26 protein-coding genes are annotated in these 25221 nt (G+C 64.7%); 16 read left to right on the top strand and 10 right to left on the bottom strand.

From position 1 onward, the window contains the following. Positions 1-13: 13 nt before the first annotated feature. On the bottom strand, positions 14-232 hold the full coding sequence (locus E1H16_RS17335) for a hypothetical protein (RefSeq protein ID WP_134325179.1): 219 nt from the start codon (positions 230-232) through the stop codon (positions 14-16). Here E1H16_RS17335 and E1H16_RS17330 point away from each other — a divergent pair. After that, positions 231-587 carry a YciI family protein gene (locus E1H16_RS17330; RefSeq protein ID WP_134325178.1) on the top strand — a complete coding sequence of 119 codons (357 nt, stop codon included), beginning with the start codon at positions 231-233 and terminating at the stop codon, positions 585-587. The two genes, E1H16_RS17335 and E1H16_RS17330, sit on opposite strands and share 2 nt — an antisense overlap. After that, positions 584-1807, top strand: coding sequence for an RNA polymerase sigma factor (locus E1H16_RS17325; RefSeq protein WP_134325177.1), 1224 nt, complete (start codon positions 584-586; stop codon positions 1805-1807). The genes E1H16_RS17330 and E1H16_RS17325 overlap by 4 nt, the downstream gene beginning before the upstream one ends. 221 nt (positions 1808-2028) lie before the next feature. Here E1H16_RS17325 and E1H16_RS17320 read toward each other — a convergent pair whose 3' ends face one another. Then, positions 2029-2778: a DedA family protein gene (locus E1H16_RS17320; protein WP_134325176.1), complete on the bottom strand. Its 750-nt coding sequence runs from the start codon at positions 2776-2778 to the stop codon at positions 2029-2031. A gap of 104 nt (positions 2779-2882) precedes the next feature. Beyond that, positions 2883-4094 carry an NAD(P)/FAD-dependent oxidoreductase gene (locus E1H16_RS17315; RefSeq protein ID WP_134325175.1) on the bottom strand — a complete coding sequence of 404 codons (1212 nt, stop codon included), beginning with the start codon at positions 4092-4094 and terminating at the stop codon, positions 2883-2885. A 134-nt stretch (positions 4095-4228) separates the two neighbouring features. Between E1H16_RS17315 and E1H16_RS17310 the strand changes: the two genes are divergently transcribed. After that, entirely contained in the window at positions 4229-5320 is a 1092-nt protein-coding gene (locus E1H16_RS17310) for an NAD(P)-dependent alcohol dehydrogenase (protein WP_134325174.1), read from the top strand. Between the two features lie 88 nt (positions 5321-5408). On the opposite strand, the gene E1H16_RS17305 is transcribed toward E1H16_RS17310, so the two are convergent. Then, entirely contained in the window at positions 5409-6200 is a 792-nt protein-coding gene (locus E1H16_RS17305) for a helix-turn-helix domain-containing protein (protein ID WP_166741826.1), read from the bottom strand. Positions 6201-6323: 123 nt separating this feature from the next. Here E1H16_RS17305 and E1H16_RS17300 point away from each other — a divergent pair, with 123 nt between their 5' ends. From E1H16_RS17300 to E1H16_RS17280, 5 genes are read left to right on the top strand one after another with little or no spacing between them, the layout of a single operon-like run. Further along, complete coding sequence (locus E1H16_RS17300; RefSeq protein ID WP_134325172.1) at positions 6324-7316, top strand: ABC transporter substrate-binding protein; 993 nt, start codon at positions 6324-6326, stop codon at positions 7314-7316. Positions 7317-7348: 32 nt separating this feature from the next. After that, positions 7349-8128: a siderophore-interacting protein gene (locus E1H16_RS17295; protein ID WP_208379135.1), complete on the top strand. Its 780-nt coding sequence runs from the start codon at positions 7349-7351 to the stop codon at positions 8126-8128. After that, positions 8100-9104, top strand: a complete 1005-nt coding sequence (locus tag E1H16_RS17290; protein ID WP_208379134.1) for a FecCD family ABC transporter permease — start codon at positions 8100-8102, stop codon at positions 9102-9104. The genes E1H16_RS17295 and E1H16_RS17290 overlap by 29 nt, the downstream gene beginning before the upstream one ends. Beyond that, a complete protein-coding gene (locus E1H16_RS17285) occupies positions 9101-10117 on the top strand; it encodes a FecCD family ABC transporter permease (RefSeq protein ID WP_134325170.1) in 1017 nt (338 codons plus the stop codon). Before E1H16_RS17290 ends, E1H16_RS17285 begins: the two co-directional genes overlap by 4 nt. Then, a complete protein-coding gene (locus E1H16_RS17280) occupies positions 10114-10914 on the top strand; it encodes an ABC transporter ATP-binding protein (protein ID WP_134325169.1) in 801 nt (266 codons plus the stop codon). The genes E1H16_RS17285 and E1H16_RS17280 overlap by 4 nt, the downstream gene beginning before the upstream one ends. Before the next feature lie 257 nt (positions 10915-11171). On the opposite strand, the gene E1H16_RS17275 is transcribed toward E1H16_RS17280, so the two are convergent. The 3 genes from E1H16_RS17275 to E1H16_RS17265 form a co-directional block, all read right to left on the bottom strand. Next, entirely contained in the window at positions 11172-11924 is a 753-nt protein-coding gene (locus tag E1H16_RS17275) for an SGNH/GDSL hydrolase family protein (protein WP_208379133.1), read from the bottom strand. A 194-nt stretch (positions 11925-12118) separates the two neighbouring features. Then, complete coding sequence (locus E1H16_RS17270) at positions 12119-12448, bottom strand: cupin domain-containing protein (RefSeq protein WP_134325167.1); 330 nt, start codon at positions 12446-12448, stop codon at positions 12119-12121. Positions 12449-12687: 239 nt separating this feature from the next. After that, positions 12688-13116 (bottom strand): nitroreductase family deazaflavin-dependent oxidoreductase, encoded by a 429-nt coding sequence (locus tag E1H16_RS17265; RefSeq protein ID WP_208379132.1) that lies wholly within the window; start codon positions 13114-13116, stop codon positions 12688-12690. Between the two features lie 311 nt (positions 13117-13427). Between E1H16_RS17265 and E1H16_RS17260 the strand changes: the two genes are divergently transcribed. Then, positions 13428-13826, top strand: coding sequence for a hypothetical protein (locus tag E1H16_RS17260; protein WP_134325166.1), 399 nt, complete (start codon positions 13428-13430; stop codon positions 13824-13826). Between the two features lie 223 nt (positions 13827-14049). Here E1H16_RS17260 and E1H16_RS17255 read toward each other — a convergent pair whose 3' ends face one another. Then, entirely contained in the window at positions 14050-14742 is a 693-nt protein-coding gene (locus E1H16_RS17255) for a GntR family transcriptional regulator (RefSeq protein WP_134325165.1), read from the bottom strand. Between the two features lie 180 nt (positions 14743-14922). On the opposite strand from E1H16_RS17255, the gene E1H16_RS17250 reads away from it, so the two are divergent. The 6 genes from E1H16_RS17250 to E1H16_RS17225 all read left to right on the top strand — a co-directional run bounded on the left by E1H16_RS17250 (position 14923) and on the right by E1H16_RS17225 (position 21377). Continuing rightward, positions 14923-16053 carry an acyl-CoA dehydrogenase family protein gene (locus tag E1H16_RS17250; RefSeq protein WP_134325164.1) on the top strand — a complete coding sequence of 377 codons (1131 nt, stop codon included), beginning with the start codon at positions 14923-14925 and terminating at the stop codon, positions 16051-16053. Continuing rightward, a complete protein-coding gene (locus E1H16_RS17245) occupies positions 16050-17063 on the top strand; it encodes an acyl-CoA dehydrogenase family protein (RefSeq protein ID WP_134325163.1) in 1014 nt (337 codons plus the stop codon). Before E1H16_RS17250 ends, E1H16_RS17245 begins: the two co-directional genes overlap by 4 nt. A gap of 88 nt (positions 17064-17151) precedes the next feature. Then, positions 17152-17913: an enoyl-CoA hydratase/isomerase family protein gene (locus E1H16_RS17240; RefSeq protein WP_134325162.1), complete on the top strand. Its 762-nt coding sequence runs from the start codon at positions 17152-17154 to the stop codon at positions 17911-17913. Between the two features lie 193 nt (positions 17914-18106). Continuing rightward, entirely contained in the window at positions 18107-19426 is a 1320-nt protein-coding gene (locus E1H16_RS17235; RefSeq protein ID WP_208379131.1) for an alkyl sulfatase dimerization domain-containing protein, read from the top strand. 102 nt (positions 19427-19528) lie between these two features. Beyond that, entirely contained in the window at positions 19529-20575 is a 1047-nt protein-coding gene (locus tag E1H16_RS17230; protein ID WP_166741825.1) for a DUF2510 domain-containing protein, read from the top strand. A gap of 157 nt (positions 20576-20732) precedes the next feature. Further along, positions 20733-21377: a TetR/AcrR family transcriptional regulator gene (locus E1H16_RS17225; protein ID WP_134325159.1), complete on the top strand. Its 645-nt coding sequence runs from the start codon at positions 20733-20735 to the stop codon at positions 21375-21377. A gap of 16 nt (positions 21378-21393) precedes the next feature. Here E1H16_RS17225 and E1H16_RS17220 read toward each other — a convergent pair whose 3' ends face one another. Then, positions 21394-23310 (bottom strand): alkyl/aryl-sulfatase, encoded by a 1917-nt coding sequence (locus tag E1H16_RS17220; RefSeq protein WP_134325158.1) that lies wholly within the window; start codon positions 23308-23310, stop codon positions 21394-21396. Positions 23311-23573: 263 nt separating this feature from the next. Between E1H16_RS17220 and E1H16_RS17215 the strand changes: the two genes are divergently transcribed. After that, positions 23574-24452: a crotonase/enoyl-CoA hydratase family protein gene (locus E1H16_RS17215; protein WP_134325157.1), complete on the top strand. Its 879-nt coding sequence runs from the start codon at positions 23574-23576 to the stop codon at positions 24450-24452. A 90-nt stretch (positions 24453-24542) separates the two neighbouring features. Here the strand turns inward: E1H16_RS17215 and E1H16_RS18490 are convergent, their stop codons facing one another. Next, a complete protein-coding gene (locus E1H16_RS18490; protein WP_166741824.1) occupies positions 24543-25130 on the bottom strand; it encodes a glucosaminidase domain-containing protein in 588 nt (195 codons plus the stop codon). Between the last annotated feature and the right edge of the window lie 91 nt (positions 25131-25221).

Genomic DNA, 25221 nt, shown 5'->3' with positions numbered 1-25221 from the left:
CCGCGCTGACTGTTCAGGTTCGGATCGCTTCGGCCTCGGCCGGAGAAGTCGAGCGGATCTGCCAAAAACGCAGTGAAATCGGCTGGGCATCGTTGTGGAGACGATGCCTGCCCAGATCGGCTGCGTTATTTGCGGAATATTTGTCGAGCGACTGTCGAATTCGGCTGACCCCGTTCGTATAAGGGGTGAGACGCTGGCACACAGCCAGCGGCCAACGAATGGAGAGTGCCATGGCTCAATACCTGCTCAAGATGATCCAGCCCGTCGGTGTCGTCCCCAGCAAGGACGATCTCGTCCCGGTAATGCAGAAACTCGGGGCGATTGATGCGGAGCTGCAGGCCCAAGGCTCGTGGGTCTTCGGTGGCGGTTTGCATCAGCCGACGACGGCGACCGTCGTCCGTCCCGGAAAATCCGACCCGGTTGTGACTGACGGACCGTTCGCGGAGGGTGCCGAGTACGTCGGCGGCATCATGATCATCGATGTCGCCGACCTCGATGAAGCGCTGATGTGGTCCAAGCGGTACGTCGAGGCGACGGGCTTGGGCATCGAAACCTCGCCGTTCATCGAAGGGGCCCCGGGTGCGTGAGTCAGGTGGACATCGACGCGGTATTTCGTAGCGAGTACGGGCGCGCCGTATCCGTGCTGACCGGCGTCCTCGGTGACATCACCCTCGCCGAGGACGCCGTCCAGGCCGCGTTCGAGAAGGCAGTGCGCCGCTGGCCGGACGACGGCTGGCCGCCTAGCCCAGCCGGCTGGATCATCACCACAGCGCGCCGGGAAGCGATTGACCGGATCCGGCGTGAAGCCAAGCGCGCTGACAAGGAAGCGGCGGCGCCGGTGATCGCGGATGACCTAGACCAGTCCGCCATTGCCGACGACCGGCTGCGGATGTTTTTTACCTGCGCGCACCCGTCGCTGGCGCCAGCGAATCAGGCGGCGCTCATCTTGCGAGTCTTGGGCGGACTGAGCACAGCCGACATCGGCCGCGCGTTTCTGACCAGCGAGACGACGATCGCTGCGCGGGTGACGCGGGCGAAAGCGAAAATCCGCGACGCCCGGATCCCATACCGGGTGCCGGATGACGCCGAGCTACCCGAGCGAGTGGACGGCGTACTGCGTGCGATCTACCTGATCTTTACCGAGGGTTATCGCGCAGCAGCGGGGGACGACGCGGTCCGCGACGATCTCGCCACCGAGGCGATCCGGCTCGCGCGAGTGCTCGTGGAACTGATGCCGGACGAGCCGGAGTGTGTCGGTCTGCTCGCGCTACTGCTGTTGACCCAGTCGCGTCGCGATGCGCGGGTAGTCGACGGCGAACTCGTTCCGCTCGATGAGCAGGACCGTACGCTGTGGGATCTGGCGTTCATTGCCGAAGGTCACCAGCTAGTGCGCCATTGTCTTCGGCGAAATATGCCGGGCAGCTACCAGCTTCAAGCCGCGATCGCGGCTGTGCATGCCGAGGCGGAGCGGTTCTCCGATACCGATTGGACGCAGGTGGTTGCGCTGTATGACCAGCTGATTGCGGTCGCTCCGGGTGCGCCCACCTGGGTAGCTCGAGCGGTGGCTATCGGCGAACGGGACGGTGCGGCGGCGGGGATCGAGGCTCTCGACGAACTTCCGCCCGACCGCGTGCTTGAGCAGTACGCCGTCTATCACGCGGCGCGGGCGAGCATGTTGCGGCGCCTGCGGCGGTACGACGAAGCGGTTACGGCGTACGACGCGGCTATCGGACTTACGGCCAATGCGGCCGAACGCCGGTCGTTAGCTCGACGGCGTGATGGGGCCGGTGAGCGCGCACCGTGTTAGCCGCGCGGACGACGCACTACCTCGAGTAAGCCTCGAGCAACGCGCTCGGGTCGTCAGTGACGCCGAAATCGGTCGTCAAGTCGTCCCGGAGCACGGTGGGCGATGACTTGCGAGGTTCTCAGCAAACATTGCCTTGTGCTCTACCGCGCGCTATCGAGACGTCGATCGCCTCTGGCTACTCGTGGGACTTGTCCCGCGGCGCCGGACGCTACGCAACGTCCTCACTTGTCCGCGTCGATGACTTCCGGGCGCTCATCATTCTGCTCGAGCGCAGCCGCTTTCCCGAGCGCCGCGTCTTTCTGGGCGGCGGCGTCAGTGCCGCTCCGCCGAGCGCGGATCGTGCGGATGCGCACGACCAACCACCACAGCAGCAACGCTGCGACGACGACGATGACAATCCATTGCAGGACGCCGGCGTACTCATCGACGACGTGCCAGTTCTCGCCGAGCACATAACCGGCAATGACGAAGATCGAGTTCCAGATGGCCGACCCCGCCGCTGTCAGGCCCAGGAACTTCCAGAACGGCATCTTCTCGATTCCTGCTGGAATCGAGATCAAACTGCGGAAGATCGGAATCATCCGGCCGAAGAACACAGCCTTGGTGCCGTGCTTAGCGAACCATGCCTCGGCCTTGTCAACGTCCGACAGTTTGACGAGTGGAAGACGGTCAACGATCGCGCGCAGCCGGTCGCGGCCGAGTGCGACGCCGAGGTAGTAGAGCACGATCGCGCCGACGACGGACCCGATCGTGGTCCAGATCAGAGCGCTGGCGATGCTGAGGTTGCCTTGGCTGGCGGTAAATCCAGCGAGCGGCAGAATTACCTCGCTGGGCAGCGGCGGGAAGAGGTTCTCCAGCCCGATCGCGATGCCGGCGCCAACCCCACCCAAGCGTTCCATGAGATCGACGGCCCAACCGGCGAATCCGCCGAGGTCGGGGGCGGATTCAGCAAGAAGGGCGGCGAAAGACATACGAGTAACGGTAACAACGGGTAGGTCGGTTCGGACCGTGTGCGCATGTGATGTCGGCAGGACTCGTCCGCGAACCAGCCAGTGCCCACGTCGGTGACGGGACGCTACGCGATCTTGCCCGCGCCGAACTCCAGACCTTCCGACCAGGAGGCGGACTTCGCGATCAACCGGCGGTACTTCATGATCAGATCCGGCCGCCCGATGGTGAACGCACCGATCAGGCGGTCCCCGCGTCGATACAGCACCACGGTTCCGCCTGCTTTATCTATGCGCTGCTGGACGACGACCTCGTCGCCGTCCGGGACGCCGACGAACTGAATCCGGGTGCCGAACCAGTCCGACCAGAAGTACGGCACCGTCGAGTACGCTGTTGGTTCGCCGAGCGCGTTGCGGGCGGCCGCGCCGCCCTGTTCCCCTGCGCTGGACCAATGTTCCAGTCTCATTCGGGTACCGAACAACGGATTGACCCAACTCGCGACGTCGCCCGCTGCCCAGATGTGCGGCACCGGTTCGTCGTCCGCGTCGAGTACGGCAAGGTTCTCGTCGCAGACGATCCCGCCGTCCTCGGCTAGTTGTAGACCGCAGTCGGCGAGCCAACTGGTAGCCGGAACAGCCCCGATTCCCGACACGACCAAGTCGTAGACGTCTGCGGTGCCGTCCGATAGTTCGACCCGTACACCACCGTCTGTCCGCTCGAGGGAATCAACGCGTACTCCGAGCCGCAGATCGACACCGGCGTCACGATGCAGCGCCGTACACAGTCCGCCGACTTCGGCGCCGAGCGAGCGGACCAGCGGCACGTCGAGTGCCTCGACCACGGTGGTCGACAGCCCGCGGGCCCGGGCGGCCGAGGCGACCTCGGACCCGATGAATCCGGCACCGATGACCAGCACCCGCGCAGACCGGGCGAGCGAGTCACGCAACCGGTGCGCGTCGTCGAGCGTGCGCAGGTACACGACCTGGTCGTCGCCGGGTAGTACTCGCGGGTCCGCGCCGGTGGCGATGATCAGTTCGTCGTACGGCACATCCCCTGCGCTTGTGCGAACCAGACGTGGCCCACGGTTGAGTCCCGTCGCGCGGGTGCCAAGTTTCAACTCGATCCGCAGTTCGTCGCGCAGGGCCTCCTCGTCTTTGTACGCGCCGACGTGGTCCTTCTCATCGAGGAACTCCTTCGACAGCGGCGGTCGGTCGTACGGCAGGTGTTGCTCCGCACCGATCAGCGTGATGATTCCGGTGAACCCGGCCCGACGCGCGGCCTCACAGGCCCGCAGCCCCGCGAGCCCGGCGCCGACGACGACCAACTGAGATGCCGACATACGTTCTCCTTTTCGGTGCGCGAACGATCCGATACTGCCCGATCGGCATAGCCCGAGCAACGCGGCATTCGAATGCGTTGCCCCGCATGCGTGCGTTGGCATACGTTGCTACCAACGACCTGAGGAGACCAGTGATGAAGACTCAAGCAGCGGTGATGCGGGCAGCCGACGGACCCTATGCCATCGAGGAAATCGAACTGCCTAACCCAGGACCGGGCGAGTTGCTCGTGCGCGTGGTGGGGGCCGGGATGTGCCACACGGATGTCGTACCACGCGCCGGTTCTGATCTCGTCGGACCGCCGATTGTCACTGGGCACGAAGGATCCGGAGTCGTCGAGGCCGTCGGCCCCGACGTGACGCGGGCGCAGGTTGGCGATCACGTGTGCTTGTCATTTGATTCCTGTGGGAAGTGTCAGGCCTGCGCGGACGGCGTCCCCGCCTACTGCGTGCAGTTCATGGTGCGCAATCTGTCCGGGCTTACCGCCGAGGGCCAGCCGGTCGGCAAGGACGCGAACGGTGCCGATGTGAAGGCGCGCTGGTTCGGCCAGTCGTCGTTTGCGACGTACTGCCTGGCGACCGAGCGCAATGCCGTCGTGGTGGACAAAGCGCTGCCGTTGGAGAAATTGGGCCCGCTCGGGTGTGGCGTGCAGACCGGGGCGGCGTCCATTGCCGTGGCGATGGGTTTCAAGGCGGGCAGGAGTTTGGTCGTGTTCGGCGCCGGCGCGGTCGGACTGTCGGCGCTGATGGCGGCGAAGGTGCTGGAGGCAAAGACGATAATCGCCGTCGACCTACACCCACACCGCCTCGATATCGCTCGCGAGCTCGGCGCGACTCATGTGATCGCCGGTGACGCCGAGGACCTCGTCGCCCAGATCCACGAGATCACCGGCGGAGGTGCGGACTACGTGTTCGACACGACCGGGTTGCCGCCGGTGCAGAAGAACGCGATGGCAGCACTGCGCCTGGGTGGCACGGCAGGGTTCGTCGGGGTGCAGCAGGGGGACTTCCCGATGGGGTCGGAGTCGACCGGAAAGTCGATCATGAACATTCTGGAAGGGGCAACCGATCCACAGGTGTTCATCCCGCGGATGATCGAGTGGTGGCAGGCGGGCAAGTTCCCGTTCGATTCGCTGATTGAGACGTACCCGATGAGCGAGATCAATCAGGCCGAGCAGGACTCGCTGTCGGGTAAGACCATCAAGCCGATCCTCATCCCAGGTTCCTAAAGCACGCGAACTTAAGGGCATTACCCAACCTGCGGGGTAGTGCGTAACGCTCGTAGCTCGAGAGCGTTACGCACTGCCCCGCAGGTCGTTAGGCGGTGGAGCCGAGACGGCCCGGGGTGCAGCCGTACTCACGGTTGAAGGCGGCCACGAACGCCGAGGGGTTGGAGTACCCCACCCGCCGAGCGATTTCGGTGACCGTCGATGCGCCGACCAGATCTCGCGCAGCCTCCAGCCGGGTATGCGTCCGCCAGCGCGAGAAACTGCACCCGAACGTGCGGGCGAAGTCTCGCTGCAGAGTCTTGGGCGAGACGTGATGTTCACGGGCAAAGTCCTCCAACGACCGGTTGGAGGCCGGATTCGCGCGCAGCGTGGCCGCGACCAGTGACGCCACGGAGGTCGAATCATGGCCCTCGGCGTCCAGGCCGTGGAGCCCGTTCATCAGCCGCGCACGCGCTCCCGGCCATGCGTGATCGGCGATGTTGGGTGAGGCCAGCCGAACTATCTGCTGGCGTGCGTCCTCGGTGATCGAGACCGTTGCGTGGCGCAGGTTGATCAGGCCGGGCGGGATCTCGCGCAGGAAGGCCCGGAAGACGGTGGTGCTGCCGCGGGCGAAGACGCGGTGGGAGACCGAACGGTGCGCCCAGTACGCGCGGTCCGGGCCGATCCATTCCGGTCTATCGCCGGATCCGCTGACTTGGAGTTGCCCGTCTCGGCACCAGTACAACTGATGCAGGAAGTCGTCTCGGATGTCCCCGAACCCCGCGGTCTCACCGGTGCGATAGCGCAACATGAGGATTCCGGACGGGGGTCCGAGGCCGTGCGCGAACTCCTCGCACAGCAGTGGATCGGCGGCTGTGTCTGCCGTGAGGACTTGGGTCATTGTGTTGTCACCTCCGCGATATCGGGTGACCGCTGTGCGGTACGACCGAGTCATTAAGCAAGGCTAGCCTTATCGCTGGTGTGTCGCGTGGCGGCCTCTTGCGTATCCGAAGGAGAAACTCAAATGACCCCCAAGTTCTGGCGTGTCGCGGCCGCTGTCGTGGCGTCCGCGCTGCTGCTCACTGGCTGCGGCACTTCCGAGGCAGACGACGCCGGTGAGGGTGCGAGCCGGACGTTCACCGATGATCGAGGCGAGGTCGAAATTCCGGCGGACCCGCAGCGCGTGATCGCCACGGGGTACGCCGTACCCGTGTTGATCGAGTCGGGAGCCCCCTTGGTGGGCATCTCAACGTGGACCCGCGGTGAGGACTTCATGTCGCCGGAGGACCTAGAGGTCTACCAGGACACCCCGAAGATCTCCGGCGATGCGGCCGCAGAGATGAACTACGAAGAGGTCGCGAAGGCCAATCCGGATCTGATCATCATTGGTGTCCCGCAACCGGTGCTCAAGGACGTCGACCTGGACCGCCTGGAGGACATCGCCCCCGTGCTCACCATCGGCCCGTCGGTACCTGACGCATGGCGGGACTTCGCCGAGAAGCAGGCCGATGCGGCCGGCGCCACCGAAGGCTTCGAGGAGACGAAGTCCGCGTACGAGGACAAGGCCGCTGAACTCAGCGAGAAGTACGCCGACCTGCTCACTGATGTGAAGTTCGGACACGTCGGCGCCTATGGCGACGTGTCCGCCGGAACGTTCCAGCGTGAGTTCTCCGGATCGTGGGGCACGAACATCGCCGAAGATATCGGCGTCGAGTACTACGGCGAGGTCAAGGAGAAGATGGGCGGGTCCGGCGATGTATCGGAGTACCCGTCGATCGAGGAACTGCCACAGAGCCTGGCCGAGGCCGAGTACATCACCTACACCGTGCAGGCCGACGGGACGCCCGCGCCCGAGGTTCAGTACGTGCTCGATTCCGATCTCTGGCAGACGCTGCCCGCCTTCCAGGACGGCAACGTGATTCCGCTCAAGTACACCGAGGCATCGACGTTCAAGGACGCTGCGAAGACGTTGGATGCGATCGATGAGGCCTTCGAACCGTTCCTGACGCAGTCATGAGGGACCTAGATCGCTCGCGTCCCCGGGAAAAGATGGCCGCCCAGAAGGCCCAGGGCGACGGGGTTCAGCGGATCCCGTATCCGATCGGCATCCGGGTGGCGACGTTGCTGCGGCGCGAGTTCGTGACCGAGCGGATGGTCCGCCTCACCGTCGGGGGTCCCGGACTCGACGGTACGCACACGTACCAAGCCGACGACCACGTGAAGCTCATCTTCCCGAACGCCGACGGCGTACTGCGGCTACCCGAGCCGAACGACCGTCAGATGCTCGACTGGCCCAAGGACACCGGGCCGAACCGCGACTACACGATTCGCCGTTACGATCCCGTGGCGCGCGAGTTGGACCTCGATGTGGTGCTGCATGACGGCGGCCTGGCCTCCGAGTGGGCGCGCACCGCCGAGATCCCCTCGCAGATCGCGCTCGCCGGGCCACCAGGAGCCAAGGCATTCCCGCACACGTACGACTATTACGTGCTGGTCGGGGACAGTACGGCCCTACCAGCGATTGGGCGCTTCCTGAGCGAGAACCCAGATCTGCCCGCGCGGGTGCTGGTAACGGTCGAACATCCGGCACAACGCGACTACCCGCTCGATCTGGGCGATCGCGACCCGGTGATCTGGGTGGAGCGCGCAGATGATCCGGATGAGTTGATCGCGGCCGTTGAGTCCGTCCTCGGATCCGGGCGCGGGTTCCTGTTTGCCGCCGGGGAAGCTGACTTCATCAAACCGTTGCGGCGGTGGAGTAAAGGCAAACTCGACAGCGTGATCACCGGCTACTGGAAGCGTGGCGTTGACGGCTACGACGACGACTAGACGCCAGCCCTGGCTGATTCTGTGGGTACTCACCGGTGCACTGCTCGTGCTCTGTGTGTTGAGCCTGGCGGTGGGGGCCGGCGAGGTCGGTTTTAGCGACGCGGCGCAGGTCCTCATCGGCGGGGGTGACGAGGTCAGCCGGGCGACCGTGCTTGGTGTGCGGGTGCCGCGCACGCTGCTGGGGATCGTGATCGGAGCGGCCCTGGCCGTCTCGGGCGCACTCATTCAGGCCTTTAGCCGCAACCCGCTGGCCGATCCGGGGATCCTCGGCGCGACGGCGGGTGCCAGTACGGCGATGACCATCGGCGCGACGCTAGGCCTGCTTGGCAGCCAACTCGCGCAGCTGTCGATCGCGTTCTTTGGGGCAGCGATCGCCGGGATCGCGGTGTACCTGATTGGTCGAGACATCCCGTCGCGGCTGGTGCTGGCCGGTACGGCGCTCAGCGCGGTCCTGATGGGTGTCTCGCTGTTGCTGCGCATCTTGTATCCGGACACCCTCGACGCCTATCGCTATTGGTCGGTGGGCACGCTCGCAGGTCGTGAGCAGGCGAATCTGTGGCTGCCCGTGGTGTTGATTCTGCTGGCTTTACTGGCGGCGATGCTGGTTGCTCGGCAACTCGACACAGTGGCATTGGGCGATGATGTGGCATCGACCCTCGGTGCGCGACTGCGCATCATTCGTCCGGCGATCCTGCTGCTGGTGACGTTGCTGGCCGGTCTCGCGACCGCAGCGGTCGGCCCGATCGTGTTCCTCGGCTTGATTGCACCGCATATCGCGCGCCGGATTCTCCCTGCGTCAGTGCCATGGCTGTGTGCCTTCAGCTTGGTGCTCGGCCCGATCGTGCTGATCGCCGCCGACATCGTCGGTCGAGTTCTGCTGCCCACCGGTGAGGTGCCGGTGGCGATCCCCGTTGCATTCCTCGGTGCGATCGTGCTCATCGGCGTCGTACGCCGATACGGCGAGGCAACGCTATGAGCGATCTTGTGCTGCGTGCCGGACCGGTTAGCCTGCGGGTCCGACGTCGCCTCATCATCGTCACCGGGATGCTGCTGTTGCTCATCGCAACCGTCAGTCTGCTGGGTCTGTGCTTCGGCGCGGACTGGTCCACTCCCGGTGATGCGCTCGCGGCGCTATTCGGTCACGGCGACGAGGTCGTCGTCATTCGAGACTGGCGGCTGCCGCGCGTACTCGCCGCGATCGTCTTTGGCGCGGGCCTTGGGATCTCTGGCGCGATCTTCCAGAACGTGACCAGGAATGCGCTCGGCAGCCCCGATGTGATCGGTCTGGACGCCGGCTCGTACACCGGTGCGCTGCTCGCGCTCACCCTGCTCGGCGGTACGACCTTCGGGCTCTCCAGCGGCGCCGTACTCGGCGGGCTGCTTGCTGCGGGGCTGATCTACTTTCTGTCCCGGGGCGGATCTCAGGTCGGTCTGCGACTGATCATCATCGGTATCGCCATCAACGCGATGCTGACGGCGGTGAATCAGTGGATCATCCTGCGCTCGGATCTGGAGATCGCCATCGCCGGGACCGTCTGGAGTTCTGGTTCGCTCAGCGGTATCGGATGGGACGACGTCGCGTTGCCGTTCACCGTCGTTGGCGTTCTCACCCTGTGTGCACTGTTGCTGGCTCGCGCTATGCATCAGTCGACCTTGGGTGACGCGGCGGCGCACGCGACCGGCGTCAACCTGGGTCTGCTGCGCCCCGCTTTGATCGTCGTCGGAGTGGGGCTGACCGCGGCCGTGACTGCGACCTGCGGGCCGATCGTGTTCATCGCGTTGGCCGCACCGCAGATCGGACGACGACTGGCAGGTACCGAAGGGGTCGGTCTGCTACCGGCCATGGTCACCGGCGCGGCGCTACTGCTTATTGCCGATGTCACGGCGCAGATGGCGCTGGCGCCCTTGAACTTGCCCGTCGGCGTGGTCACGACCGCGATCGGTGGGGCGTATCTGATTTGGCTGCTGATAAGGGAGGCACGTCGATGACAACGACACCACTGTCGGCGCAGGCGTTGGGCATCCGCTGCGACGGCCTGAGGCTCGGCTACGGCAGCAGGGTCGTCTCGGACGGCCTACAGGTACACATCCCCGAAGGGAAACTCACCGCGATCGTCGGGCCGAACGCGTGCGGAAAATCGACGCTGCTGCGGGCCATGGTCCGCTTGCTACCGCCTGATGCCGGTGTGGTGGAAATCCGAGGTCGCGACGCCGCCTCAATCAAACATAAGGAGTTCGCCCGACTCGTCGGGTTTCTACCGCAGGAGGCGATCGCGCCGGAGGGAATTACCGTCGAGCGCCTGGTCGCGCGCGGCCGGTTCCCGCATCAGAGCCTGCTGTCGGCATGGTCGGTGCAGGACCAGCGCGCGGTCGAGGAGGCGATGGCGCTCGCAGGGGTGACTGAGCTTGCCGAACGCCACCTCAGTGCGCTGTCCGGCGGTCAGCGCCAACGCGTATGGATTGCCATGGTGCTTGCACAACAGACCGACTTCCTGCTGTTGGACGAGCCAACCACGTTCTTGGACATCACGCACCAATACGACCTACTGAGGTTGCTGGAGCGACTACGCAACGAAGGTCGGACCGTGGTCGCCGTACTGCACGACATCAACCAGGCTTGCCGGTTTGCCGACCACCTCATCGCGATGCGGGACGGCGAAATCCGGGCGCAGGGTCGCCCCGGTGACATCCTCGACGCGGATCTCATGCAGTCGGTGTTCGACCTGGCCTGTCAGGTGATCCCGGACCCGGTCACCGGTACGCCGATGGTCGTGCCGAACCGGTGAGGAGGTGGCGGGTAGTCGTGCCGAACCGGTGAGGAGGTGGCGGGTGGTCGTGCCGAACCGGTGACGCGGTGGCGGGTGGTCCTGCCGACCCGGTGATTTTGGTGGCGGGGCGCGACGTCCCGGACCGTGCCGGGAACGTCGCGAAGCGTGCCGGGGACGTCGCGGACCGTGCTGGAAACGCAGTCTCAGCGGCGACTTGTCGCTGTATAGCGGCTAAGTGCCCTCCTGGACTGCGTTTTCAGCAGTTGGCGGGTCACTCAGACCGGAATCGGTGTCCAGGTGGCGAACTTCGGCTCGACGCCGTCCCCGGACGAGCGGCCGCGCAGATGCTTCCACACCCACGGCGCAACGTGCTCGCGGTAGTACTGCACTTGCTCGCCAACCCCGCGTTTCGGGTCGGCGTCCGGATGCGGGGTGAACCACTCACTCGGTGCCTCGTACCCGAGGGCGCTCAACAGGCGCGCCGCGACGCGACGGTGTCCGGCGGCATTGAGGTGCAGTCGATCCGGTGACCAATACGGCGCTCGCGACAACTCCAAATCGCCGAAGTTGTCGACGAATTCCACGTCGTACCGCTCGGCGAGGTCGGCGACGACTTGCTGTAACCGCAGCCCGGTCGAGTTGATCTTCGACCCGAATGGCAGGTGCTGACTGGGGTTGGCGCCGCTGAGGACCACGAGTCGTACGCCGGCGCGTTGGCACCGCAGAATTATCCGCTCGCTGAACAGCGCGAGAGTGTCGATGTCGACGCTGGGGCGCAATAGGTCGTTACCGCCGCCGTTGAAGGTGATGAGGTCGGGCTTCAGGTCCAGTGCACGATCGACCTGTTCGGTCGCGATCGGTTTCATCAGGCGTCCGCGGATCGCCAGGTTCACGTATTCGACCGGTCGAACGAGCGCGATCTGGGTAGCGGTCTGATCTGCCCAACCACGCGGGGTGCCATCGGGTAGTTCATCGCCAATGCCCTCGGTAAATGAGTCGCCGATCGCGGCGTAACGCAAGGTGCTCACTCGCTCCACACTAAGCCCGCCGCCGGTCATGTGCTCGCCAGGGCGCCGCAGCTCTGCGGTGGTGTAGGACCAGCTGCTCGCGAACTATCCCCACCGAACCGCTGCGCTGCCACCAACTCAGGTGGGCCGCTGAAGGTCGCGTAGCGGGTCCGTGGACGCTGGCGGCGAGCTTCGAACGAAGCCGCCAGGCGCGCTCATCGTTTCGCGACGGTGAGGATGAAGGTGGAGTCGCTCAGTGCGAGCAGACTGTGCCGGGCGTCTGGGATGACCAGCAGGTCGCCGTCCCTACCTTCCCAACTGACCTCACCGGCGGTGAGGCGTACTCGTCCGCTAACCACCAGGATGGTCGCATCGCCGGGGCTGTCGTGTTCGGCGAGTTCCGCGCCCTCCTGCATAGCGAGCATCGTCTGCCGTAGGACCTTCTCGTGTCCGCCGTACAGCGTCTCGGCGGCACGCCCGCTCTTCGACGATGCGGCGCGGCCGATCAGGTCACGACCGACCGCGTCCACGTTGGGTTTATGCATCTCGCGCTCCGGTCGCTCGGGAATGTTCCCTCGACCGTACGACGTCGGGTGCGCCACGACAAACGCCGCGATTTTTCGCGAGCGGGGATTCGAATCAAGCGTGGGGCGCGGCGTCCAAAGCGGGGAAAGATCCCCACGCAGGATCCGGAACCCCACTTGGCGCACGGAAGCTCGCGCTCGATCGGCCGGCCTGGTTCGACTCGCGGACGGATCCCCAAGAGCGCCGGCGGGAACGAGCCTTAGCGCGGTTCGAGCAGGAAGACCGGGATCAGGCGATCTGTCTTCTGCTCGTACTCGGCGTACGGCGGGAAGGCGGCGACGCACCGGGTCCACCATTCAGCCCGCTCATCGCCTTCGATCTCTCGCGCCCGCACGTCCCAGGTGCGTTCGCCGTCCTGCAGCGTGAGGTTCGGGTCGGCGACGATGTTGTAGTACCAGTTCGGATGTGTGGGTGCGCCACCCTTGCTCGCGACGGCGGCATAGACGCCATGGTGCTCAACGCGCATGACCGGCACCTTTAGGGTCGCCCCGGATTTACGCCCGACCATGGTCATCAGAACCACGTCCATGCCGTTCACCGAGGCCGCGGACGTGTTGCCGCTGCCGACGATGTCGGTGACGTGCTTGGCGACCCAACCGGTGGGGCTCGGACGGTAATCTTCGGCCATGATGATCTCCTCGTGATCGGCTCTAGGAAAACTGTAGACCGCGGCGCCGTCGCGATGGTGAACTCGGCTGCTGCATCTGGTCGGCGAAGATTTGCGGTTGGTCAATTGTTTCCCGCGTGTTGTTGCGCCGGACGCCGCGCGGACCTGCGACGGGTCGAGAAATAGGCGCCGGGATGTGGTCCTGGTCTCTATGTGAGATACGCCCTGCCCAAAACGGAACCTAACACGTGAGGTTGAAGTCAGTATTAGTGCTGTTGACATGTGGCGTACCGCTGTGCGTGGGCGCTGAACAAGACCCCCTGGAGTGCAAAATGACCAAGTACAACGTACGCCGTTTCGCCGCCGTCGGTTTGCTCGGCGCCGGAGCGGTACTGCTCTCGGCTTGTGGCGGTGCCCCGAGCGAGAGCGAACTGAAGGACAAGTTTATGGAGCAGGCGAGCAGCGCTTCGGGACTAGGCATGGACGAAGCCACGTACGAGCAGTTGGTCGATTGCTTGGTCCCCAAGTTGATGGACAACGTGTCTGATGACGGCCTTGAGGCTTTGATGGACGCGGATGCCGATACGCTTGTCAGCGGCGGCACGGAGGTCTCTCAGGAAGATAAGGACGCCTTCGAGGATGCCACTGCCACGTGCAGTCAGGAACTGACTGACCAGATGATGGAAGACGCAGGTGCAGGTGGCGAGACCGCTTCCACCGAATCCGAGTAGTAAACCAGTCATAGGGCGCCGGACCGATCCGCCAGGAGGTGGGTCAGTCCGGCGTCCTTTGGCGTCAGTGGACATACTCGTTCGCCGCTGGGCCCTGGGCGCTCGCGGATAGGCCCGCCTCGGGCGCTCGACTCCTCAGCCGCTGAAAACGCAGCCCAGGAGGGCACTCAGCCGCTGTAGCGCGATTATACCGCCGCTGAGGCTGCGTTTTGGCGACACTTGATCAGTCGTCAGCGAGTACGCCTCGGGCGCGCATGTGCCGGATCAGCATCGTCGCAACGTTCAGCCAATGCGCCCGCATCGCGGCGGCCGTTGCCTCGGGGTTGCGATTGATCAGGCCCTTGATGATGAGCACGTGATCCTCGACAGCGGCCTCGGGGAATCCGGCAATATCGCCGAACAGCCGGTGCGGCACGAACCGCAGCGTCAGCCCGTACAGCCATTTGAGTCGGTTCGAGCCCGCCGACTGGTTCACGATCCGGTGGAACTCGTCGTCCAACCTGTCGATCTCGTCGTAGTCCCGTGCGTCGGCGGCGGCGACGATCTCGGTCTGAAGCTGCCGCAGGCGCTCGACCTCGGTCTCGCGCAGCGCCATGGTGGCCCGCTCGGCGAGGATCGCCGCGAAGTGCGCGTGTGCCGAGAGCAAGTCTTCGATGTCTTGTTGAGTCAGCGGTCGGACGGTGAAGCCGCGACCGGGCGCGAACGACACCAGCCCTTCGCCGTGCAGTGACATCAAGGCCTCGCGGACCGGCGTCGCACTGGCCCCACACGCCTCGGCAATGTGTTCGGGTTTGAGCTTCTCGTGCGGCTCGAATCGTCCGGCGATGATCTGATCGCGGAGCCATATCGCGATCTGCGGGCTCAGCCGACTGGTCGCATCAAGCACGAACGGGTGTTGCGGGCGATCGATGGTCATTCGCCATTCCGTCCGCAGGTGGCGGCGATGTCGCTTATCAATGGATTGCACCTGTCTCGAGGTCGACGTCCACTTATCCTACGGTTCGGGGCCGTGCCGCTGAGGGTCGCTGATAGCGCGCCAGGTGTTCGACGCCGAACGTCGGCAGCGTAGGTTTTAGAGCAAGCTGGGAGGTAACTAATGAGGCTCGAAGCCACGGAGCTCACCGATGAGGAGCTCGAACTACAGCAGAAGGTGCGCAGTTGGCTGCGTGACCGCCTGCCCGCCGGAAGCTACCCGCTCGGGCTAGGCATGTCCGGCGAGATCGACCCGGAGTTCTCGCGCGACTTGGGCGCGCAAGGCTGGCTTGGCATGGCGCTGCCGGTCGAGTACGGCGGGCACGGACGCAGTGCCGTCGAGCGGCTGATCGTTGTCGAGGAGATGCTGGCTATCGGCGCACCGGTGGGATTCCACTGGGTGGGTGATCGCCAGAGCGGCCCAAGCATCGCTAAGCACGGCACCGAAGAGCAGAAGCGGGAGATCCTGCCGGCGATTGCTCGTGGGGAGTTGTCGTTCGCGATCGGCATGAGTGAGCCGGACTCCGGCTCCGACCTCGCATCGCTGCGCACCCGCGCCGTCCGCGAGGGCGATGGTTGGCGGGTGAACGGTGCGAAGATCTGGACGTCCGGCGCGTACGAGGCCACGCACATCCTCGCGCTGTTCCGCACTTCGGAAGAGAAGCACACCGGTCTGACGCAGTTCATCGTGCCGCGCCACACCGAAGGCCTGACGATCAACAAGATCCCGTTTATCGACGGCACTCGCCATTTCTGCGAGATGCATTTCGACGACATGTACCTGCCTGACACTGCCCGGATGGGTGAGGTCGGCGGCGGTTGGGGCCAGAACACCGCTGAGCTCGTGCTCGAGCGCGGCGGCGTCGATCGGTGGATGTCGATCGCGCCGATTCTGGAGAACTGGGTGCGCTCGCGCGCGGCTGTGGGCGACCGTGCAGCCGAGGCCGATCTCGGCGCCATCACCGCCCGCAACTGGGCGTTCCGCGGTCTCTCATTGTCGATCGCGCGGATGGTCGACGAAGGTAAATCGCCGGTCACTGAGGCCGCGCTGGTCAAGGAGATGGCTACCCGGTTCGAGCAGGAGAGCGTCGACACCGTCGCGCGCCACTTCGGCCGTACGCCGGACCTGCACTCCGATGATCCTTATGAGTCGTTGCTGGCTCGCGCGATCCTGGTCTCGCCGTCCTGGTCGATCCGCGGCGGTACCAACGAAATTCTGCGCTCCGTCGCTGCGAAGGGACTGAACAAACGATGACCACCCGAGCCGATGCAGATCTGGTCTCAACCGTCCGGGACCTCTTTAGCCAGCGTTGCACCCATGAGGTCGTGACGCAGGCCGAGCAGGACGGCGCGGCGCCGGAGAAACTGTGGCGCGAAGTTGCCGAAATGGGCCTGCACCTGGTGGGTGTGGATGAGGAGGCGGGCGGCTCTGGCGGCACGATTCTCGATGCGCTGGCGATCCTGCACGCCGCAGGCGAGTTCGCGGCACCGCTCCCGATCGCTGAGACGATGCTGGCCGCTGCTGTCCTGGCAGACGCAGGGGCGGAGATTCCGGACGGCGCACTGGCTGTCGTCCCGCCGACTGCGGATTTGACGTTGTCCGGTGATGCGGTGAGCGGGGAAGCGAAGCACGTGCCATGGGCACGCGGCGCCGCTGTACTCGTGGGGATCGTGGACGGCAAGGCGTTCACCGCGCCGGTTGAGGTCACCCGTTCCGGCGTCGATGCATCCGGAATGCCGAGCGACGACGTGAAGATCAACGGCACTGTGGTCGGCGACTCGTCACGCGACCTGCTGCTGGACGGCGCGTTGGCACGCTCGGCGCAGCTGGCCGGTGCGATGGAGGCGATCGCCGAGCTGACGCGCGAGTACACCAACGAGCGAATCCAGTTCGGGCAGCCGGTGGGCAGGTTCCAGGCCGTCGCGCAGCACATCGTCACCCTGGCGCAGATGGCCACGATGTCCTCGTTGAGCGTGGAGCGAGCAGGGCTTGCCGCGCTGAGCGGTCCGGCCGCGTTCGAGATCAAGGCGCTCAAGCAGGTCAGCGACCGCAATGCGACTACCGCTGCCCGCGCGGCGCACCAGGCGCACGGCGCGATCGGCATGACGCAGGAGTACCGCCTGCAGCAGTTGACCCGTCGGCTGTACGCGTGGCGTGGCGAGTTCGGACTGGAAAAAGAGCTCGCTGAGGATCTCGGCAAGACCGTCGCGGAACACGGTTCCATGCACGACGTCGTCGTCGCGGGGTCCGAAGCACTCTCGTAACTTCTGATCTGCGGTGGATTCGCGCACGGTAATCGCTGGTTATCGTGCGCGAAACCACCGCAGATCCATATTGAAAGGATCATGTCGCATGGGCGACCTGGAAGTCACCAAAGACGGATATGTAGCGATCTGCCGCGTGCAGCGCGGACCCAACAACTTTTTCGACAATGACATGATCGGCGAGCTGGCCGAGGCCGGACGTCAGGCGGACGCCGACAAGGACACCCGCGCGATTGTGCTGTGCTCGGAGGGTAAGAACTTCTGCGCCGGCGCGAACTTCGGCGAGGGTGGCCTGGGCGCCGAGCGCGCCAAGACCTCGGGTGAGTTGTACCGCAACGCCGCAAAACTCTTCGACATCAAGACGCCGATCGTCGCTGCCGTGCAGGGTGCCGCGGTCGGCGGTGGACTTGGCTTGGCGTTGGTCGCGGACTTCCGCGTTGCCACGCCGTCCTCGCGGCTGCATGCCAACTTCGCGAAACTCGGCTTCCACCAGGGCTTCGGTCTCAGCGTGACCCTGCCGCGGCTGATCGGTGAGCAGAAGGCCGCCGAGATGCTACTGACCGCGCGTGCGGTCAAGGGTGAGGAGGCCCTTGCGTTGGGCCTCGTCGATCGCCTGGTGGACGAGGACCCGTTCTCCGGCGCTCTGGAGTTCGCCCGCACGATCGCCGCGAATGCGCCACTGGCCGTCACCTCGATCCGAGAGACGTTGCGTGGTGACCTCGCTGCCGAGGTGAAGTCGGTGCTGGAGCGTGAACTGTCGGAGCAGACCTGGCAGTGGGACACCGCGGACTGCGCCGAAGGCGTGGCCGCAAACCTCGCTCGCCGCGAAGCCAACTTCACCGCTTCGTAAACCCAAAGCCTGTACCTGCGGCAACGTTCTGCGGGGCAACGAGCAACGCTAACTACCCAGGAGCGTTACTCGTTGCCCCGCAGTTCTTTTGTATGGCGACGATCCACGGCACGTGGGGTTGTGATGTGGGCGACGGTCTGTCAGCATTAATGAAACCCATGAATTTGCACGCATTGGAAAGGTGATGGTCGCCGTGGCCTTCGACATTCTGCAGTACGCCGACGAATACTGGCTCGGCAAGGCCGATATGAAGCCATACGCATCTGGCGGACTACGTAAGCAGGGACTGCATGCGGTCGGTGATGGCGTGTGGATGTTTCCGGCGATGGGCAATGTGTATATTTTCGAGACCGACGACGGGTTGTTGATGTTCGACACGGGCTCCGCCGCCACCGCGACGAAGCTACATACCGCCGTGCGGGAATTGTCGGACGCGCCGCTGCGCAACGCGGTCTATACCCACGGACATATCGACCACATCTGGGGTACGGCGCGCTTTGACGAAGAGCCGGGCGCGCGCCCGACGGTGATCGCCCATGAGAACGTCGTCGACCGCTTCGATCGTTACACCCGCACCGCCGGATACAACACGGTGATCAACCAACGCCAGTTCCAGGCACCGGGGCTCACCTGGCCGACGGTCTATCGGTACCCCGATCTCACTTATAGCTCGGCAATGACGCTCACTCAGGGTGAACTGCGGGTCGACATGTCGCACGGCCGTGGCGAAACCGATGACTGCACGGTCGGCTGGTTTCCCGATCTCGGCATCGTGTGCACGGGCGACTTCTTCATCTGGACCAGCCCGAACGCCGGCAACCCACAAAAGGTTCAGCGTTACGCGCTGGATTGGGCTCACAAGTTGCGCGAAATAGCGTCGTACGGTGCTGAACTGCTGTTGCCTGGTCACGGATTGCCGATCTCCGGCGTCGACCGGGTGCACGAAGCGTTGACCGTATCGGCAGAGTACCTAGAGTTTCTCGAAGGTGTCGCCGTCGACGGGTTGAACCGTGGCGCGACGCTCGATGAGGTGCTGCATGGTTTTGAGTTGCCAGCGAAGTTCACTGAGAAACGTTACCTGCGTCCGACGTACGACGAGCCCGAGTTCGTAGTACGTAACGCTTGGCGCCTGTACGGCGGCTGGTACGACGGCGATCCGTCGAATCTCAAGCCGGTACGCCGAGACTCGTTCGGAGCGGCAATTGTCGACCTGTCGGGCGGTACGGCGAAACTCATCGAGCGCGCCAGGCGTGAGCTCACCGACGGTGATGAGCGACTGGCCGCGCGCTTGATCCAGATTGCGGCGGACGCCGACCCGCAGAACCCGGACGTGCTAGACGCGCGAGCCGAGATCTTCACTGAACTCAGCACGCGCGCGACGTCGACGATGACGAAGGGTGTCTACACCTGGGCTGCGTCCGAATCTGAGGCGGCGCGCCAAGGGCGGCCGGTGTTGGAGATGCTCGCTGATCGGTCGAAACAGGCATATCGGGATCTGTTGCCTGGATCCTAGGACTCCCGGATCGAGCGCTCGTGATGAAGTAGCCGTGTGATCGTCTCACCGTCCGGCTGAAATTGCCGTCGGCGAGCGACCATGACGGTTTACCATGCGGGCATGGTTGCAGCAGGCTGGTACGTCGACCCTGCGGGGCGCTTTCCGTATCGCTACTGGGAAGGCGAGTTCTGGACTGATTACGTCACTGGTCCGGCGGGACAAGGCGTCGACCCGCTGACGCCCAGCCCGCCGGCCGCTCAGTCTGCGCAGCACCCGCCCGCGAGCGCTGGACCCATGCAGCACCAGTCTGCCAACTCAGGTCCCATGCAGCAGCCTGCGGGCCCAGGCCCCGACCCGCAGGGCGCCGCGCCCTCTACGCCTCAGCCCGGGCCGGGGCCCGGACACCCGGCCGGCGGGCGAATCCAGACCAACCCGGCGGAACTGCAGGCGGTGCTCGCCGAACTCGGCATCTATCCCGCGCCGAGCGGGGATGGGACGCCGTTCGGCGAGCCGATGCTGATCCTGGCCCGCTCGGCCGAACGAGATGACGCCGTCGAGTGGTGGACGCCGTCCGGGCTACTGGTCGCCTCCGGCACCATCGTCGAAAAGGCGAAGCCCGGTACTTTCGACGCCCCGAGCACCGACCAGGCCAGCGGCGCGATGATCGGTACCCTGATCGAGATCACTGCGGCCGACGGGACATCGATCGGTACGACGATCCGCACCCTCAAACCGCTCAAGCCGCCCACCCACCTCGATGATCCTCGTGGGTTCCGAATTGCCTCCGTCGCGCAGGACAAGGCGTTCAGCAAAATCGGCACCTTCAGCATTACCGGGCCCGATGGCCGTCCCTTGGGCCGGATGGCCGCATCCGATATGCGGGCGCGTTCGATCGCGTTATCGGATCCAGGTGGCGCGGCGTTAGCCACGATCGTCAAGTACGGCAAATGGGACTCCGGCAACGTGATCATGGAGTACTCGCGGAACCGGCCGTTTCAGACTCTGAGTCAATGGATCGCGAACCGAGCGGTAGATGCGTTGTGGCCGATTCAGCGCGAACGCGTCATGAGCGTGTTGATCCGGGACCGTCCCGGCAGCACCCCGCTGGAGAACCTGCTCGCGTTCGCTGCCCCGTTGATGATGGAGCACATCTCGAGCGTGTTTTAAGACGTCGGTGCGATCGGATGCGCAGCACCGTCGCAACGGACTGCCAGCGACGGTGAGCATTGTCGTCAAAACGGGGCGCCGCGCGACGCCACAGGAGTTCAGGTGTGCGATACCTTGGCGAGGTGCATCTGATAGCCATCCCGGTTGGCCGCGTTTCGTGAGCGGACGCGAGCGTCTGCTCGACGCCGCCCTACGCTTAATGGCCGAGCAGGGGATCGACGCGGTACCGCTGCAGGTGATCGTGGAGACCGCCGAACAACGCAATGCTTCGGCCGTGCACTATCACTTCGGTTCTCGCTTTGGCCTGATCGATGCCGTCGCTCGTCGGCACCAGGCCCGCGTGGACGAACTACGCGAACGCATGCTCGCCAGTGCGCTAGCACGGCCGGAGGTCACGCTCACCGATCTTTCGGCCTGCATGGTGTTGCCGATCGCCGCGATGATGGACACCCGTGAGCACCGAGATGGTGTCCGTGTCGTCAGCCAGGTGATCATCAAGTACGGGTTTCACACCATCCTGAGCGCCGACGGCGAGGGCCGGGAGTCGCTGGCCGAAATGTGGCGGGCATTCGAGGCGGAACTCCACGATGTCCCGGTCGCCGTACGACGCCAGCGGATCGCGCGCGTTGTCGCGTCCCAGATGGGCGCATGGGCGGACCGCGCGACCCAAATCGATGCCGGCCGTACGCCGATGCTCAGTCACCAACAGTTCGTCGCCGACTCGATCGCGGTCGCCGCGGGGGCACTGAGTGCCCCCGCGGTAGACATGCGCACCCTGCGGTGGGCGGTCAAGCTGACGTAGTTCGAATCCTGCTCTGTCAGGCTTGTAAGCCTGCGCGGTCGGTGACGATGGGGAACCTGTTGTCGAACTCGTCCAGCACATCGAGAATCTCGGCGAGGGCATCGCGTGCCTGGCGATCGGTTGTTTCGTCGAGTTCGTCGTCCGCATCGCTCACCCCGTCGACGATGCGCAGCAATCCGAGGCGAGAGACTGTCACCTGCGGCGCGGTCGATGAGCGGTCGGCAACGAAACTCAACACGCTATTGCGCAGGTGGAGGACGTAGTTTCGAGCGTCGTCGGTGATGTGCAGCCGCAGTTCGATGTTCTTGCCGTCGGCGCGCGGCCCGTTGAGCCGAATTCCCAGGTAGTCCAGGATCATCTCCACCGGCATCGCCGCGCGTACTTCATCCAGCGCTCGCTTGCGGCCACGTCGTACCCCGGGCACACCGGTTCGTAGTTCCTGCGCTCCGCTGAGATAGATATTGCGCCACGGACCGGACTCCGACTGATAACCCAGCTGGTCGAAGCTCTCCGCCTGCAGCGCCGCCCCCTCAGCGTGTGTGGGGTCAGCGGCAAGCAGGTGGCGCAGCAACTCGCAGGCCCACCGGTAGTCGGCATCGTCGAACGCCTGCTGTGCCTGCGCCATGAGAGCGTCAGGCCCACCGACCGCCGCTACATAGCGTTTGCCGAGCTCGGTGGGGGTATGCCGGTTCAGGCTTGACGGATGTCCGTCGAACCAGCCGAGATAGCGCTGATACACCGCCCGACTGTTGTGGTTGACCGAACCGTAAAGCCCCCGATTGGGCCAAAACTGGCTCAGTGAGTCGGGTAGTTCGAGACGTTCGGCGATCTCCTCAGGGCCGTGGCCGTGGTTCGCCAGACGCAGAGTTTGATCATGCAGATACTTGTACATATCGGCCTGCTGCTGGATGAATTCGGCGACGCGCTGCTGTCCCCACACCGGCCAGTGGTGACTAATGAACATCACGTCACTCTCGGCGCTGAAGCGATCAATCGCCTCATATAGGCATTTGCTCCACCCGAGCGCGTCGCGCACCTGAGCTCCACGCAGGGTGTACAGGTTGTGCATCACATGGCTGACGATCTCGGCCATACACAGCGCCCGTCGCGACGGAACGTGAAAAATGAGCTCCGCGGGCGCCTCGGTGTGCGGGGTGTATTGGAACACCAACTCGAGGCCGTCGATCGTCAACGAGGTACCGCTCGTGGCGATCGTGTGCGTCGGCGCCAGCAACGACGTGGTGCCGCCCGCCGACGTCACCCCGAGGCCCGCACTGACCTGCCCGCGGGTGCCACGCGGTAGGAGCGGACCGAACATATACATGGCGCGGCGCAACATAGCGTTCCCGGCGTATACGTTCTCGCTGACCGTCTCGGCCATGAATTCCGCCGGAGCGATGACGGTGACAGTGGCGGGGTCCTCGATTCCGAAAACATCGAGTACGCCTCGTACGCCGCCGAAATGATCCACGTGGCTGTGCGTGAAAATGATGCCGCGCAGCGGGCGTTCGCCGAGCTCGTCGAGTGCTAACCGAGTGGCGGCTGCCGCGCTCTCCACCGTCGTCAACGGGTCAACAATGAGGTATCCGTTATCCGTGCTGAGGATCGACATGTTCGAGATGTCGTAGCCGCGAACCTGGTAGATACCTTCGCAGACTTCGAACAGCCCAGGCGTTCGGTTGAGTTGCGAGATCCGCCAGAGACTGGGATGGACCTCGTCCGGGCACTCACCGTCGAGGAAGTCGTACGGCTCTAGCGACCAGGTGGTGCCGCCGTCCTCGCGTTGCACTCGCACTGTGTCCGGAGCGGTGATGAAACCACGCAGTACGTCGTCCTGGGCGGGATCCGAGTCGAACGGTAACGCGCGCACAGCGTCTCGGTTTATCGCGGCGGTCGTTGCGCTCGCCGGTGTCGGATGTCGTTGTTCGCTCATGTGGTTCCCTTCGTATCGATCTGCTAATTAATACAGTCCATTATCAACGGGACCGGTGGCTGAGCCTAGTGCCTCGCGGCGGTGAGCCGAAAATTCGCGGCGAATGCTTCAACGTGTGGTCCGCAAGTGGCGCCGTACGACGTTCGTTCCCGAACTCTCAACACGCGGAGCATGACGATGCGCCGATGAGACGCGTGCTCGCGTGCGGCGCAGGGCGCTCTCGTACCCTGGGTGGGCAAACCCGACAGCACGCAGGAGCCACTATGTACGAAACTCTCTCCCACAGCATCGACGACGGTATCCTCACGATCACGCTGAATCGCCCCGATCAGCTGAACTCGTTCACCGTCACCATGGCCGAGGAACTGGAGCGCTCCTTCCGTGAGGTCAACGACAACGATGATGTCCGCGCCGTGATCGTCACCGGCGCCGGCCGGGCGTTCTGCGCGGGCATGGACCTCAGCAGCGACGGAAACGTGTTCGGCCTGGACGAATCACGCACGCCGGGTCTGTCCGACATGGACGACCTGGACAATCCGGAGATCGAGAAGGTGCGCGACACCGGCGGCGAGGTGACTATGGCGATCCATGACTGCCGCAAACCGGTTATTGCTGCTATCAACGGTGCGGCCGTGGGCATCGGAGCGACGATGACTCTGGCGATGGACCGCCGCGTCGCGTCGACCCGCGCTCGGGTCGGACTCGTCTTCGGACGTCTCGGCATCGTGCCGGAGGCGACGTCCACCTGGTACCTGGAGCGTCTGGTCGGGCTGCCGAATGCGATTGATCTGGTGCTGCGCGCCGACATCCTCGATGCTGCGGGCGCTGCGGCGATCAATCTGGTGGACGAGGTCGTTGCGGAAGACGAACTGCTCGCTCGCGCTGTTGAGATCGCCAACGCATGGACCCGCGGTCGCTCGGCCGTCGGTGTTGCGTTGGCCAAGCAGATGGTGCGCCGTAACGGCGTCCTGCCGCACCCCGCAGATGCGCACCGCGTCGACTCGCTGGCTATGTTTTACACCAGCATCGGCGACGGTAAGGAAGGCGTCGCGGCGTTCCTGGAGAAGCGCGATCCGAACTTCACCTCCCGCGCGTCGCAGATGCCGGAGTTCTACACCGAATGGATCGACGAGGCGCGCTAACACCCAGTAGTGAGGCCGCACCGCCGGCGATCCTGTGATCGCCGGCGGTGCTGCTGTTTACTGTTGAGCGCGGCAAGAGCCGCTGATCGATCAGAGCGTGTCGTACTGGTAGAGGTCGTACTGCTTCATCAGTTCGATCAGCTTGTCGGCGTACGTCGGATCTGTGGCGTATCCGGCCTTCGCGACCTCGATGGCGAACTGGTCGGGATTGTCGACGTACTGAAATGCCGCCGCGTAACGCGGGTTCACGGTCAGGAAGTGGCCGTGATCGCGGAACGAGTCCTCAGCGCTGTCATAGGTCCGGAACTGCCCCACCACCTCACTGCACAGTCCTGCCTCGTCGCACTCCTGCGTCGGCCGACCGACACAGCCACTGGCGTACGGCGAATCGCCATCGCACTTGATCCCGAAGTAATTGCGTCCGGTCTGGGTCAACTCCGAGCGGCCCCAATCCGACTCGACGATTGCTTGGGCGAGCGACACCGACGCCGGGACTCCGTGTTCCTGCATACCTTCCTGCGCGGGAACCGCCGCGTACTCCAGGAACTGCTCGGGAACCGTCGGCGGTGCTTTGGTGTGCGTGTCCGGCTTGTCGTCGCCGCCAGAGAAGAACCAGAACATAGCCAGGACCAGTACGGCACCGACAATCGCTAGGGTGCGCTGGCGGCGGCGCATCATCTCTTCGTGCGCACTGAGCCGCCTCGATGCCCGCGTAGTAGGTCGCGACCCCGGTCCGCGCGTCGTCGTACGTCGAGTCGAGGTGCGGTTG

The sequence above is a fragment of the Cumulibacter soli genome, assembly GCF_004382795.1.
In the GTDB taxonomy this organism is placed as follows: domain Bacteria; phylum Actinomycetota; class Actinomycetes; order Mycobacteriales; family Antricoccaceae; genus Cumulibacter; species Cumulibacter soli.
This window is presented reverse-complemented; position numbering and strand designations above follow the sequence as displayed.